Origin of the sequence: Pseudomonas sp. JV245A, assembly GCF_032424515.1 — a bacterium.
GTDB lineage: Bacteria > Pseudomonadota > Gammaproteobacteria > Pseudomonadales > Pseudomonadaceae > Aquipseudomonas > Aquipseudomonas protegens.
In genome coordinates this window covers 1-12762 of the sequence record NZ_VYKE01000007.1, presented here as the reverse complement: position 1 = coordinate 12762, position 12762 = coordinate 1, and the positions used below count along the sequence as shown (strand labels likewise).

Here is a 12762-nt window from a genome sequence, read left to right as displayed (position 1 = left end):
TTCGTTCAAGGATTCCGTTCATGGCCGGTGAAACCTCCCTCGCAACCCTGCTGCGCAGCATGAGCCCGCAGCTCAATGACGGCGAGTACGTGTTCTGCTCCCTCTCCGACCGCAGCCTGCTGCAGGACTGCGAAGTGCTGGGCAGTTTTCGCGAGCGCGAAGGCCTGACCGTGATTCTCCCGCGCCAGCAGGCCGAGCGCCTGGGCCTGGGCTTCGACTATGTAGCCGCCTGGATCACCCTCAACGTGCATTCGGCGCTCGAAGCCGTGGGCCTGACCGCTGCCTTCGCCGGGGCCCTGGGCAAGGCCGGGATCAGTTGCAACGTGATCGCCGGCTACTACCACGACCACCTGTTTGTCGGCCAGGCGGATGCCGGGCGGGCCATGCAGGTATTGCAACAACTGGCCGCCGGCGAGGAGCAATAGCCATGTGGCAAAGCTATGTGAATGGTCTGTTGGTGGCCTTCGGCCTGATCATGGCCATCGGTACTCAGAACGCTTTCGTCCTGGCCCAGAGCCTGCGCCGCGAGCACCACCTGCCGGTGGCGGCACTGTGCGTCACCTGTGATGCGCTACTGGTGGCGGCCGGCGTGTTCGGCCTGGCCACCGTGCTCACCCAGAGCCCGATGCTGCTGGCGGTGGCACGCTGGGGCGGCGCGGCATTCCTGATCTGGTATGGCGCCCAGGCATTGCGCCGGGCCTGCTCGAAACAGAGCCTGCAGCAGGGCGAAGGACAGACCGTGCGTTCGCTGCGGGCGGTGATGCTCAGCGCCCTGGCGGTGACCCTGCTCAACCCCCACGTGTACCTGGACACGGTGCTGCTGATCGGCTCGCTGGGGGCCCAGCAGACCGAACCGGGCGCCTATGTGGTGGGGGCCGCGAGCGCTTCGCTGCTGTGGTTCTTCACCCTGGCGCTAGGCGCCGCCTGGCTGGCTCCGTGGCTGGCGCGCCCGAGCACCTGGAGGATACTCGACCTGCTGGTGGCGGTGATGATGTTCAGCGTCGCCCTGCAGTTGATCAGCGCCGCGTGACTTATTCCAAAAGGCTCTGGAACCTCTATCCCACACAGTTGTTGCGTGGTTAAGCCGCACCCCCGGTGCTATGATCCGAACCCTGCGCCGCAAAGAGTACAAACTCCCCGGCGCTTGTCTGGCCGCCCGTGATCGGCCTTGCGCTCACCGCAACTGACCTGATTAGGAGAATCATCATGGCTTTCGAATTGCCGCCGCTGCCCTATGCACACGACGCTCTGCAGCCGCACATTTCCAAGGAAACCCTGGAATACCACCACGACAAGCACCACAACACCTACGTCGTGAACCTGAACAACCTGGTGCCAGGCACCGAGTTCGAAGGCAAGACTCTGGAAGAGATCGTCAAAACCTCTTCGGGCGGCATCTTCAACAACGCAGCCCAGGTCTGGAACCACACTTTCTACTGGAACTGCCTGGCGCCAAACGCCGGCGGCCAACCTACCGGCGCCCTGGCTGAAGCCATCAACGCTGCGTTCGGTTCGTTCGACAAGTTCAAAGAAGAATTCACCAAGACTTCGGTTGGCACCTTCGGTTCCGGCTGGGGCTGGCTGGTGAAAAAGGCTGACGGTTCCCTGGCCCTGGCCAGCACCATCGGCGCCGGCAACCCGCTGACCAGCGGCGACACCCCGCTGCTGACCTGCGACGTCTGGGAACACGCCTACTACATCGACTACCGCAACGTTCGTCCAAAATACGTCGAAGCGTTCTGGAACCTGGTCAACTGGAAATTCGTGGCTGAGCAGTTCGAAGGCAAGAACTTCGTCGCTTAAGTCCGTTTGCAGTGTAAAAAACCCGGCCTGGCCGGGTTTTTTTTGCCTGTGGCAAAGCCGGGATCTTGTCCCGCCCACCTGAAGCGCTAAGATTCATGGCAGGTAAAAAACAACGCCACCCCTCAAGTTGCAAGGCGTCGCTACCGACACACTATCCACAGCACGAGCAATCCTGATTCTGATCACCCGGGCCTGGCCCGCAGACATCCTGTTCTCGGCACTAATGTCACTTTGACGGCCATCACGGGATTGCCAATACTCATGGCAACTTGACGCTACACGCACGGAACAAGGAATAGCCCTTTGAAGCTGGAACTCAAAAACAGCTTGTCGGTGAAGTTGCTCCGGGTTGTGCTGCTGTCGGCACTCATAGTGGGCGTGGTCCTGAGCTGCGCCCAGATCGTCTTCGATGCCTACAAGACTCGGCAGGCGGTAGCTAGCGATGCCCAGCGCATTCTCGACATGTTTCGCGACCCATCGACACAGGCGGTCTACAGCCTGGACCGGGAAATGGGCATGCAAGTCATTGAAGGCCTGTTCCAGGATGACGCTGTGCGCATGGCCTCCATTGGCCACCCGAACGAGACCATGCTCGCGGAGAAATCCCGCGACCTGCAGAAATCCTCCAGCCGCTGGCTGACCGACCTGATCCTCGGTCAGGAACGCACCTTCACTACGCAATTGGTGGGCCGTGGCCCCTACAGCGAATATTACGGCGACCTGAGCATCACCCTCGACACCGCCACTTATGGCCAGGGCTTCATCGTCAGTTCGGTGATCATCTTCATTTCCGGAGTCCTGCGGGCCCTGGCCATGGGCCTGGTGCTGTACCTGGTCTATCACTGGCTGCTGACCAAGCCGCTGTCGCTAATCATCGAGCACCTGACCACCATCAACCCCGACCGCCCCAGCGAACACCAGTTGCCCCTGCTCAAGGGCCACGAGAAGAACGAGCTGGGGATCTGGATCAATACCGCCAACCAGTTGCTGGCCTCCATCGAGCGCAACACCCACTTGCGTCACGAGGCGGAAAACAGCCTGTTGCGCATGGCCCAGTACGACTTCCTCACCGGCTTGCCAAACCGCCAGCAGTTGCAACAGCAACTGGACAAGATCCTGGTGGACGCCGGGCGCCTGCAACGCCGGGTGGCGGTGCTCTGTGTCGGCCTGGATGATTTCAAGGGCATCAACGAACAGTTCAGCTACCAGACCGGCGACCAACTGTTGCTGGCCCTGGCCGACCGCCTGCGCGGCCACAGCGGCCGGCTTGGCGCCCTGGCGCGCCTGGGGGGCGATCAGTTCGCCCTGGTCCAGGCCGATATCGAACAGCCTTACGAAGCTGCGGAACTGGCCCAGAGCATCCTCGATGACCTGGAGGCCACCTTCGCCCTGGATCACCAGGAAATCCGCCTGCGTGCCACCATCGGTATCACCCTGTTCCCGGAAGACGGCGACAGCACGGAAAAGCTCCTGCAAAAAGCCGAACAGACCATGACCCTGGCCAAGACCCGGTCACGCAATCGGTATCAGTTCTATATCGCCAGCGTCGACAGCGAGATGCGTCGCCGCCGCGAGCTGGAAAAAGACCTGCGCGAGGCCCTGGCCCGGGATCAGTTCTTCCTCGTCTACCAACCGCAGATCAGCTATCGCGACCACCGTGTGGTGGGCGTCGAAGCGCTGATCCGCTGGCAGCACCCCGAGCATGGCCTGGTGCCGCCAGACCTGTTCATCCCCCTGGCGGAACAGAACGGCACCATCATCGCCATCGGCGAATGGGTGCTGGACCAGGCCTGTCGCCAGCTGCGGGAATGGCACGACATGGGCTTCAGCGACCTGCGCATGGCGGTCAACCTGTCCACCGTGCAACTGCACCACGCCGAGTTGCCACGGGTGGTCAACAATCTGTTGCAGATCTACCGCCTGCCGCCCCGCAGCCTGGAGCTGGAAGTCACCGAAACCGGCCTGATGGAAGACATCAGCACCGCCGCCCAGCACCTGCTGAGCCTGCGTCGCTCCGGCGCCCTGATTGCCATCGACGACTTCGGCACTGGCTATTCGTCCCTGAGCTACCTCAAGAGCCTGCCCCTGGACAAGATCAAGATCGACAAGAGCTTCGTCCAGGACCTGCTGGACGACGACGACGATGCCACCATCGTGCGCGCGATCATCCAGCTGGGTAAGAGCCTGGGCATGCAGGTGATCGCCGAGGGCGTGGAAACTGCCGAGCAGGAGGCCTACATCATCTCCGAAGGCTGCCACGAAGGTCAGGGCTACCACTACAGCAAACCCCTGCCCGCCCGGGAGCTGGGGGCCTACCTGAAACAGGCCCAGCGCAGCAATGCGGCAATCCTCTGAGCCAGGCACGGCGCTGGCGAACCTGACCCAGCGCAATCCCCTGTTGAATAAGAAATATTTCCAGGCACAACCCTTTACACATAATGCAAATCTTTCGCATTATGTCGCAGCTTTTGCGCGCCCCCGCGCCGTCCACTCCCCTCTCGAAGCAGGATGTTCGCCATGATTCGTATGCCTCTGGCTACCGCCAGTCTGTTGGCCATCGCAATTTCCCTCGCCGGCTGCGGCGAAGGCAAAGACGACAAGGCTGCCGCCCAAGCGCCGACCCCGGCCACCAGCACTGCCACCCCAGCGGCCGATGCAGCCGGCAAGGTCGACGAAGCGGCTGCCAAGGCCGTGGTCGCGCATTACGCCGACATGGTCTTCGCCGTATACAGCGACTCCGAATCCACCGCGAAAACCCTGCAGACCGCCATCGATGCCTTCCTCGCCAAGCCCAACGACGACACCCTGAAAGCCGCCAAGGCTGCCTGGGTCGCCGCTCGCGTGCCTTACCTGCAGAGCGAAGTGTTCCGCTTCGGCAACACCATCATCGATGACTGGGAAGGTCAGGTGAACGCCTGGCCCCTGGACGAAGGCCTGATCGACTACGTCGACAAGAGCTACGAGCACGCACTGGGCAACCCGGGTGCCACCGCCAACATCATCGCCAACACCGAGATCCAGGTCGGCGAAGACAAGGTCGACGTAAAAGACATCACCCCGGAAAAACTCGCCAGCCTGAACGAGCTGGGCGGTGCCGAGGCCAACGTCGCCACCGGCTACCACGCCATCGAATTCCTGCTCTGGGGCCAGGACCTCAACGGTACCGGCCCTGGCGCCGGCGCCCGCCCTGCTTCGGACTACCTGGAAGGTGCCGGCGCCACCGGCGGCCACAACGACCGTCGTCGTGCCTACCTGAAGGCCGTGACCCAACTGCTGGTCAACGACCTGGAAGAAATGGTCGGCAACTGGAAGCCGGACGTGGCCGACAACTACCGCGCCACCCTGGAAGCCGAGCCGGCCGAGACCGGCCTGCGCAAGATGCTGTTCGGCATGGGCAGCCTGTCCCTGGGTGAACTGGCTGGCGAGCGGATGAAGGTTTCCCTGGAAGCCAACTCCCCTGAAGACGAGCAGGACTGCTTCAGCGACAACACCCACAACTCGCACTTCTACGACGCCAAGGGCATCCGCAACGTCTACCTGGGCGAGTACACCCGTACCGACGGCACCAAGATGAGCGGCGCCAGCCTGTCGTCCCTGGTGGCCAAGGCCGACCCGGCCGCCGACGCGGCCCTGAAAGCCGACCTGGCGGCCACCGAAGCCAAGATCCAGGTCATGGTCGACCACGCCAACAAGGGCGAGCACTACGACCAGCTGATTGCGGCGGGCAACGAGTCCGGCAACCAGATCGTGCGTGACGCCATCGCCGCCCTGGTCAAGCAGACCGGCTCGATCGAGCAGGCCGCCGGCAAGCTGGGCATCAGCGACCTGAACCCGGACAACGCCGATCACGAATTCTGATCAGCATTGCGCCAGGCAGAAAGGCGACCCTCGGGTCGCCTTTTTTGTGCCCGCCGCAGCCGTTTGCACAACCTGCAACATCGTTGCCTGCGCCCCGTCCAGCTTGTCCTGGGTCAAACCAAACGATAATTCCTCTTATTCAATCCAGGCCGCCCTGTTAGACTTTGCGCCCTTGTTTTGCTCGTCTTGCAGGATGTCCGATGCCCTCGTTGCCGCTTCGCTGGTCCGCTCTGTTCATGGCCCTGAGCCTGAGTGCCTGCGATGACGCGCCGCGCTTTACCCAGGCCGAACCTGGAGAAGCCCGGGCAGGCGGCGCGACCACGGTCAACAAGAGCGATCGCAATGCCTTCTCCCTGCCGTCGGCCAACCTGCCACCCACCCGGCGCCTGGACTTCAGCGTCGGCAACAGTTTCTTCCGCAGCCCCTGGGTCATCGCCCCCTCCACCACCACCGCCCGCGACGGCCTCGGCCCGTTGTTCAACACCAACGCCTGCCAGAACTGCCACGTCAAGGACGGGCGCGGCCATCCCCCGGCGCCGGATGCGCTGAACGCGGTGTCAATGCTGGTGCGCCTGTCGATCCCCGACGATCCGGCCTTTGCCAGGCTCATCGAACAGGCAGGCATCGTTCCGGAGCCGGTGTACGGCGGCCAGCTGCAGGACATGGCCATTCCCGGGGTCGCTCCGGAAGGCCGGGTACGGGTGGACTACGATCCCCTGCCGGTACGCTTCCAGGACGGCACCCAAGTGGAGCTGCGCAAACCCAAGCTGCAGATCACCGACCTGGGCTACGGGCCTATGCACCCGGACACGCGTTTTTCCGCCCGGGTGGCGCCACCGATGATCGGCCTGGGGCTGCTGGAAGCCATTCCCGAAGAGGCGATCCTGGCCAATGCCAGGCCGGCGAATAAAAATGCCATCGCCGGCCGGCCCAACTGGGTCTGGGATGACGCCCTGCAAAAGACCGTACTCGGGCGTTTTGGCTGGAAAGCCGGGCAACCCAACCTCAATCAACAAAATGTTCACGCGTTTTCTGGTGATATGGGCCTGACCACCCGCCTGAGACCCTTCGATGACTGCACCGACGCGCAAACCGCCTGCAAGCAGGCCCCCAATGGCAACGGCCCGGATGGCGAGCCGGAGGTCAGCGACAACATCCTGCGCCTGGTGCTGTTCTATACCCGCAACTTGGCGGTGCCGGCACGTCGCGATGTCGACTCGTCCCAGGTCCTGGCCGGCAAGAACCTGTTCTTCCAGGCCGGCTGCCAATCCTGCCATACCCCAAGTTTCACCACCGCGGCCAACGCCGCCGAACCCGAGCTGGCCAACCAGGTGATACGCCCCTACAGCGACCTGCTGCTGCATGACATGGGCGAAGGCCTGGCGGACCACCGCACAGAGTTCAAGGCCAGTGGCCGCGACTGGCGCACCGCGCCGCTATGGGGCATCGGCCTTACCAAAACCGTCAGCGGCCACACCCAGTTCCTGCATGACGGCCGCGCCCGCAACCTGATGGAGGCGGTGCTCTGGCACGGCGGCGAAGCCGAAGGCGCGAAACAACAGGTCTTGACCTTCAATGCCCAGCAGCGCGCCGCGTTGCTGGCATTCCTGAATTCTCTATAACGCTCGACTCACACGTTTTCTCCACAATAAAGGGAGCCCGAACATGTTCCGCCCCAAACTGCTGTTCACCAGCCTTGCCGCACTCGCCCTGGGCGCCTGCTCGCCCCAGGACCCACAAGCCGTGACCTCGGCGGCCATCGCCAAGCAGGTCATCCTGCCGACCTACAGTCGCTGGGTCGACGCCGACCGCCAGTTGGCCATCAGTGCCCTGGCCTTCTGTGAAGGCAAGGAAAGCCTGGACACCGCCCGGGCCGACTTCCTCCATGCGCAAAAAGCCTGGGCCGAGCTCCAGCCGTTGCTGATCGGCCCACTGGCCGAGGGCAACCGCTCCTGGCAGGTCCAGTTCTGGCCGGACAAGAAGAACCTGGTGGGCCGTCAGGTGGAGCAACTGGTCACCGCCAACCCGCAGATCGATGCCGCCGCCCTGGCCAAGTCCAGCGTCGTGGTGCAGGGGCTGTCGGCCTACGAATACATCCTCTTCGACAGCAAGATCGACATGGCAGACAGCGCGCAGAAAGCCCGCTACTGCCCGCTGCTGACTGCCATTGGTGAGCGCCAGAAACAACTGGCCGAAGAAATCCTGTCGAGCTGGAACACCAACGACGGCATGCTCGCGCAGATGAGCAAGTTCCCCAACCAGCGGTACGCCGATTCCCACGAGGCCATCGCCGACCTGCTGCGGGTCCAGGTCACGGCTCTGGATACCCTGAAGAAGAAGCTCGGCACGCCGATGGGCCGCCAGACCAAGGGCATCCCGCAGCCGTTCCAGGCCGATGCCTGGCGCAGTCAGTCGTCCCTGCAGGGCCTGGAAGCCAGCCTCAGCGCTGCCCAGACAGTCTGGGCCGGGGTCGACAACAAGGGCTTGCGCGGCCTGTTGCCTGCCGATCAGAAGCCTCTGGCCGACAAGATCGACGCCGCCTACGCCGCCTCGCTGAAACTCTTCGCCAGCACCCAGCGCTCGCTGACCGAAATGCTCAGCGACGACGCTGGCCGCCAGCAACTCAACGACCTGTATGACAGCCTCAACGTGGTCCACCGCCTGCATGAAGGCGAATTGGCCAAGGCGCTGGGGATCCAACTGGGCTTCAACGCCAACGACGGTGACTGATGATGCTGCGACGTCAGGCTTTGGCGCTGGGCAGCCTGCTGCTCAGTGCGGTGACCTTGGGCGGCTGGACGCTGTTCAAGCAAAAGGGCAAGCAGCCCCTGCTGCTTTCGGCCAGGGACGATGGTGACGGCAAGCATTACGCCGTCGGTTATCAACTGGACGGTAAACAGGTGTTTGCCACCCAGGTCGGCCAACGTTGCCATGACATCATCAACCACCCGCAACTGCCCATCGCCCTGTTCGTGGCGCGGCGCCCGGGCACCGAAAGCTACCTGATCGACCTGCGCAACGGCGCGCTCCTGCAGACCCTGACCGCGCAACCGGACCGGCATTTCTACGGACATGCGGTGATCCACAAGAGCGGCGAATGGCTGTACGCCACCGAGAACGATACCCGGGACCCGGGCCGGGGCCTGCTGGGTGTCTACCGCTTCGAGGGTGAGCGCCTGGTGCACAACGGCGAGCTGTCCACCCATGGCATCGGCCCCCACCAGGTGTCATGGATGCCCGACGGGGAAACCCTGGTGGTGGCCAACGGCGGTATCCGTACCGAAGCCGAAAGCCGGGTGGAGATGAACCTCGACGCCATGGAACCGAGCCTGGTCCTGATGCAGCGCGATGGCACGCTGCTGAGCAAGGAAACCCTGGCCCAGCAGATGAACAGCGTGCGCCACATGGGCATTGCCGGCGACGGCACCATAGTCACCGGCCAGCAGTTCATGGGCGCCGCCCACGAATCCTCGGAACTGTTGGCGATCAAGCGTCCCGGCCAGCCTTTCGCCCCCTTCCCGGTAGCCCAGGAACAATTGCAGGCCATGGGGCACTACACCGCCAGCGTGGCAGTGCACAGCGACCTGCGGCTGGTGGCCCTGACCGCTCCCCGGGGCAACCGCTTCTTTATCTGGGACCTGGACAGCGGTGCCGTGCGGGTCGACGCCCCGCTGCCCGATTGCGCCGGTGTCGGAGCGGTAGCCGATGGCTTCGTGGTGACCTCGGGACAAGGTCGCTGCCGCTTCTACGACTGCCGCCAGACGCAGATCGTGGCCAAGCCCCTGGACCTTCCAGCGGGCCTGTGGGACAACCACCTGCATCTGATCTGATCATTTCCGGGCAAACAAAAGGCCTCGCATTGCGAGGCCTTTTTCTAGGGGCTGAACAAGCTTCAACTCTGGGGTTTCAATCCTTGAGCCATGCCGAACATGAACAGCAACAGATCATGATCGGGCTTGACCGCCACAGAGGCTTTGGCCACCCGCGGCAACGGGCAATGGGCGTCTCCCTGGGCGCTCAGGACCTGCGTGCGCGGCTGCTCCCAGGCAGCTACGGCCAAAGAAGCGACTGCCAAGGCTCCTGCCAGGAACAAACCTCGTGCAATTTCTAGCTTCATCGCTATAAACCTTTGATGGGGCTGCCAAACACCGTCTTGTAAAAGTAGTAGAGCTTTTGCCAGTCCGCGTCATTCCACGACGAATGGCGACGCAGTTGCTTGAGGTCATGGGCCGCAGCCCGGCGGCTGCTCAAGCGCTGGCGGCATTTCTCGAAATCCAGCAGTGCGACTCGCACCTGAGCCTGCTCGCCCTCGCCGTCCACCCGTACGAAAACGTGCTTGGCGTACAGGCAACCATGTTGCCAGCGCCCCTTGTGCATGCGCGCCAGGGTCGCAGCCACCGCCTGCAACAAACGATCATGAAAGGCTTCACCATGGCGCTCGCGCCCACCGGCGGCATACCAGTTGTCGACCTCCATGAAGCCCTCCAGCGCTGCGGTGACCAGCAACGCCTGCCATTGTCGCTCCGGGCCACGCCGGGCCCCGCAGAACACCAGTTCCGGGACCTCTACGTCCAGCAGGCGCAGGCCTTGCAGAGCCTCGCGCTCACGCAGGACCGTCGGTCGCCCGAAAGGGTGCAACCAACTGCGATGAATGTGCCCGATCTGCCGCTTGGCATAGAGCAGGCCGCCGCTACTGCTTTGAATGCGTTGGACGCCGCTCTCGCCGCCTCGACGCTGATTGGGTTCCTCGACCCATTCACCTTGTTTGTTCCAGAAGTATTCGAAGCAATCTGTGGGCGCGGCATCCAGTTCCGAAGCACATTCAACAGCCATCCTCTTACCTCTTGCGTAATACGTAGACCCGCCACATGGCGTAGAGCGGAAAGAAGTCCAGGTGCTCCTGGACACGAAAGCCGGCTTGCCTGAATTCTTCTTCGACCGTGGCCGCCGGTAACACAAAACGATTCTGGTAACCCTCCTGCCCAACTTCAGCCTGGCGCTTGCGCTCCATGCGCTTGCGTTTCCAGGCCTTGAAGTTACCATCGACCCACAACGAGATGATCACGCTGTCACGGCTGACCCGCTGAAACTCCCGTAGCAGCGCCATGCGGTGCTCCGCCTGGCCTATGTGGTGCAATAAACGCATGGAGAAAATGCAGTCCACGGCGTTGTCTGGCAAATCAATGGCAAACGCAGAGGTCTGCAAGGGCCGTACCCGTTTTACCACGTCGGCCGGTTGGGCCACCGTGGCGGTACTCAGCATAGCCGCTGAATTGTCAGCGCCAATGATCACTCGATTGGTTTTTTCTGCCAGCAGCGGCCAGAAACGACCGGCACCGCAGGGCAGGTCCAGTACCAGCCCGGGCTCTCCCGCCAGGGCCAGCGCAGTACGGGCCAATTGTTCGTCACGCTTGTGGGACAACTGCCGCGCCAGACCATCCTGGTGCTTGAGCAGGTATTCCTGGGCGTGTTGGGCATCGTATTTTTCGGAAAATTCCAGCTTGATCGGCGTAGCCATCATCAAAGTCTCCTGCAACTGATGGCGCCACCTTAAGCAGCGACGTGTCAGCGACAGGTCATCCCTTTGTGAAAACTTCGTACCGTCCAACGAGGAAATATTTCAGGGTTTTACAGGCTGAGGACAGTGGCCTGGGGCCACTTAAGAGGAAAAAACGACAAGTGACCGGCCCCGTAAAACAGGGCCGGGAAAGAACAATCAGGCCTTGGCCGAGTTCAGCTGAACGAAAAAACGACAGCCATTGGGCGTCATGGTAGTGAGGCTGACAGTCCAGCCCTGGTTCTCGCAGATCCGCTGCACCAGGGACAGCCCCAGCCCCAGGCCTTCCCCACGCTTTTCATCGCCCCGCACAAACGGCTGGAACATTGCCTCGCGCTTCTCCTCGGGAATGCCCACGCCGCTGTCCTCCACCACGAATCCATCGGGCACCAGGCTCAGGCGGATGAAACCCTGTTCGGTGTAGTGCAAGGCGTTGCGCAGCAGGTTGCCCATCACCGCATGCAGGAAGGTGGCGTTGTAGCGATTGTCACCTGGGGTTCCGGGCTCGAAGATCAGCTCGAGCCCCTTGGCCTCGATGGCTTCGCGCCAGATACCGGTCAAGTCACTGGCCGCCTGGCTCAGGCTCAGCTGCGGCGACATGCTGGCATCTTCACGCTGTGCTCGGGCCAGCATCAGGAAAGTCTGCACCAGCTCGCGCATCTCGTCGCAAGCGCGAGCGATGCGTTCGACCTGGGCTCGCCCACGGGGGTCCAGCCGTGGATTCTCCAGCAGCAGCTCGCAGGAAGTGGCCAGAACCATCAATGGCGTGCGCAGTTCGTGACTGACGTCGCTGGTGAACAGCCGCTCGCGGCTCAAGGCCTGGCGCAAGCGGCCCAGGGTTGCATCGAAGGCAATGGCCAGCTCTCCCACCTCGTCCGCCGCGTAGTCCGGCGCCAGGGGCGGAGCCAGGCCCAGCAGTTGATCCCGGTGGCGCACCTGCCGGGCAAGACGCACCACCGGCGCCATCACTCGGCGAGCCAGGACCCAGCCGAGAAACACCGCCAGCGCCAGGCTCAGGACAAAACCTACCAGCACCACGGCGAACAGCACCCGCTCGCGCTCTTCGAAATCGCTCTGGTCCTGCAGCAGCACATAGCGCCGACCGTCCACCACCTCGACCATGGCGTGATAGGACAACTCCTCGCGGAACACCTCGTGGAAACCCGGATCCAGATGGCGCAAATCCTTGGGCAGCTCGAAGTCGCCGCGCCCGCCACTGTAGTAGAACAACTGGTCGGGCTCGGGACGGTGGCTCCAGTCGCCGACGTTATCCATCAGCAACAGGCGTTGCAGGTCACCGCCCAGGCCTGCGGAGATGAGCTTCTCCTCCACCAGGTGCACCGTCGCCACGATGCCCATGGCGAACGCCCCCGCCACCAGTGCGCTCATCAACGCAAAGGCGATGATGATGCGCTGGGCAAGGCTCTGCTTAAACTCCATCTCGGCCCTCGGCCAGGCGGTACCCGACACCGTGCACGGTGTGCAGCAGCGGCTTGGCGAACGGCTTGTCGATCACCTGGCGCAATTGGTGAACGTGGCTGCGC

The 12762-nt window shown here is 62.9% G+C and carries 13 protein-coding genes; 8 read left to right on the top strand and 5 right to left on the bottom strand.

Annotated features, from left to right (window positions below; translation table 11 throughout):
- The first annotated feature begins 20 nt into the window (after positions 1-20).
- The 8 genes from F6S12_RS03520 (at position 21) to F6S12_RS03485 (ending at position 9491) form a co-directional block, all read left to right on the top strand.
- The gene (locus F6S12_RS03520; RefSeq protein ID WP_072450826.1) at positions 21-425 is read left to right on the top strand and encodes an ACT domain-containing protein; all 405 of its coding nucleotides are present in this window, start codon (positions 21-23) and stop codon (positions 423-425) included.
- A gap of 2 nt (positions 426-427) precedes the next feature.
- On the top strand, positions 428-1030 hold the full coding sequence (locus tag F6S12_RS03515; protein WP_011063079.1) for a LysE/ArgO family amino acid transporter: 603 nt from the start codon (positions 428-430) through the stop codon (positions 1028-1030).
- A 176-nt stretch (positions 1031-1206) separates the two neighbouring features.
- Positions 1207-1803, top strand: a complete 597-nt coding sequence (locus tag F6S12_RS03510; RefSeq protein WP_011063080.1) for a superoxide dismutase — start codon at positions 1207-1209, stop codon at positions 1801-1803.
- A gap of 303 nt (positions 1804-2106) precedes the next feature.
- Positions 2107-4158, top strand: coding sequence for a putative bifunctional diguanylate cyclase/phosphodiesterase (locus F6S12_RS03505; RefSeq protein ID WP_315868711.1), 2052 nt, complete (start codon positions 2107-2109; stop codon positions 4156-4158).
- Between the two features lie 162 nt (positions 4159-4320).
- Positions 4321-5661, top strand: a complete 1341-nt coding sequence (locus F6S12_RS03500; protein ID WP_011063082.1) for an imelysin family protein — start codon at positions 4321-4323, stop codon at positions 5659-5661.
- 200 nt (positions 5662-5861) lie between these two features.
- Entirely contained in the window at positions 5862-7283 is a 1422-nt protein-coding gene (locus F6S12_RS03495; RefSeq protein WP_077934691.1) for a di-heme oxidoredictase family protein, read from the top strand.
- A 43-nt stretch (positions 7284-7326) separates the two neighbouring features.
- On the top strand, positions 7327-8391 hold the full coding sequence (locus tag F6S12_RS03490) for an imelysin family protein (protein ID WP_011063084.1): 1065 nt from the start codon (positions 7327-7329) through the stop codon (positions 8389-8391).
- A gap of 2 nt (positions 8392-8393) precedes the next feature.
- On the top strand, positions 8394-9491 hold the full coding sequence (locus F6S12_RS03485; RefSeq protein WP_077935046.1) for a DUF1513 domain-containing protein: 1098 nt from the start codon (positions 8394-8396) through the stop codon (positions 9489-9491).
- Between the two features lie 62 nt (positions 9492-9553).
- Here F6S12_RS03485 and F6S12_RS03480 read toward each other — a convergent pair whose 3' ends face one another.
- The 5 genes from F6S12_RS03480 to F6S12_RS03460 all read right to left on the bottom strand — a co-directional run.
- Positions 9554-9778 (bottom strand): hypothetical protein, encoded by a 225-nt coding sequence (locus F6S12_RS03480; protein WP_041119677.1) that lies wholly within the window; start codon positions 9776-9778, stop codon positions 9554-9556.
- 2 nt (positions 9779-9780) lie between these two features.
- On the bottom strand, positions 9781-10494 hold the full coding sequence (locus F6S12_RS03475) for a lipopolysaccharide kinase InaA family protein (RefSeq protein WP_011063087.1): 714 nt from the start codon (positions 10492-10494) through the stop codon (positions 9781-9783).
- 4 nt (positions 10495-10498) lie between these two features.
- Complete coding sequence (locus F6S12_RS03470; RefSeq protein WP_011063088.1) at positions 10499-11179, bottom strand: class I SAM-dependent methyltransferase; 681 nt, start codon at positions 11177-11179, stop codon at positions 10499-10501.
- Between the two features lie 198 nt (positions 11180-11377).
- A complete protein-coding gene (locus F6S12_RS03465; RefSeq protein WP_315868710.1) occupies positions 11378-12658 on the bottom strand; it encodes a HAMP domain-containing sensor histidine kinase in 1281 nt (426 codons plus the stop codon).
- Positions 12648-12762: helix-turn-helix domain-containing protein (locus tag F6S12_RS03460; RefSeq protein ID WP_315868723.1), on the bottom strand; the 115-nt coding region annotated here is incomplete at its 5' end. The genes F6S12_RS03465 and F6S12_RS03460, both read right to left, overlap by 11 nt.

What these genes read in the sequence shown, in the direction of transcription:
- F6S12_RS03520 (WP_072450826.1), top strand. Translation starts at nt 21, where the DNA reads ATGGCCGGTGAAACCTCCCTCGCAACCCTGCTGCGCAGCATGAGCCCG.
- F6S12_RS03515 (WP_011063079.1), top strand. Translation starts at nt 428, where the DNA reads ATGTGGCAAAGCTATGTGAATGGTCTGTTGGTGGCCTTCGGCCTGATC.
- F6S12_RS03510 (WP_011063080.1), top strand. Translation starts at nt 1,207, where the DNA reads ATGGCTTTCGAATTGCCGCCGCTGCCCTATGCACACGACGCTCTGCAG.
- F6S12_RS03500 (WP_011063082.1), top strand. Translation starts at nt 4,321, where the DNA reads ATGATTCGTATGCCTCTGGCTACCGCCAGTCTGTTGGCCATCGCAATT.
- F6S12_RS03495 (WP_077934691.1), top strand. Translation starts at nt 5,862, where the DNA reads ATGCCCTCGTTGCCGCTTCGCTGGTCCGCTCTGTTCATGGCCCTGAGC.
- F6S12_RS03490 (WP_011063084.1), top strand. Translation starts at nt 7,327, where the DNA reads ATGTTCCGCCCCAAACTGCTGTTCACCAGCCTTGCCGCACTCGCCCTG.
- F6S12_RS03485 (WP_077935046.1), top strand. Translation starts at nt 8,394, where the DNA reads ATGCTGCGACGTCAGGCTTTGGCGCTGGGCAGCCTGCTGCTCAGTGCG.
- F6S12_RS03480 (WP_041119677.1), bottom strand. Translation starts at nt 9,778, where the DNA reads ATGAAGCTAGAAATTGCACGAGGTTTGTTCCTGGCAGGAGCCTTGGCA.
- F6S12_RS03475 (WP_011063087.1), bottom strand. Translation starts at nt 10,494, where the DNA reads ATGGCTGTTGAATGTGCTTCGGAACTGGATGCCGCGCCCACAGATTGC.
- F6S12_RS03470 (WP_011063088.1), bottom strand. Translation starts at nt 11,179, where the DNA reads ATGGCTACGCCGATCAAGCTGGAATTTTCCGAAAAATACGATGCCCAA.
- F6S12_RS03465 (WP_315868710.1), bottom strand. Translation starts at nt 12,658, where the DNA reads ATGGAGTTTAAGCAGAGCCTTGCCCAGCGCATCATCATCGCCTTTGCG.